This is a genomic window from Psychrobacter sp. 1U2 (assembly GCF_051847575.1).
On record NZ_JBPYDC010001701.1, the window covers coordinates 1 to 539 of the forward strand.

Sequence of the window (539 nt, forward strand, 5' to 3'; positions counted from 1 at the left end):
CCATACACAATAACTCCAGCCCAGCCATTATCAATCGCTGACTGTGCAATCATATCGCCGAGCAGCGCACAGCGCATTGAACCACCACCATCGACGACCAACACTTTGCCTGCACCGTTATCGTCTTTGCCATTACTATTCAATAATGCCTTCACACGGCTATTATCTTCAAAGCATTTTACTGTCACAATTTCGCCGCAAAACTTATCTTTTGCGCCAAAACTCTGAAAGGTCTTGCCCTCAATATTTGGTAAGCAGACTTGTGATTCAGGATTGGCATCCAATAAATCACAGGTTACAAAGTTCTCTTTATTCATTGCTGTTGATTCTGACATAGCTATTTACTCCTTGTTAATGACTATCAGTTATTTTGCAATCTATGGTCTTGCTATTATTGATATTACTTTATCAGCAAATGCTTAGGCTATTATCTTCCAAACAAGTTTGGTCGTTTGGCCTAACTTACCGACATAGTAATGTCGTGATTCATTTTTTGACACGAGTCATCGCTAGCATCTGCTTATTCTCGATAATATCAG

At 39.9% G+C, this 539-nt stretch carries 1 protein-coding gene; it reads right to left on the minus strand.

All coding sequences use genetic code 11. From position 1 onward, the window contains the following. Positions 1-335, minus strand: a 335-nt coding sequence (locus tag ACS8FD_RS23965) for an RraA family protein (protein WP_459252188.1), incomplete at its 3' end; no start/stop codon positions are given. Between the last annotated feature and the right edge of the window lie 204 nt (positions 336-539).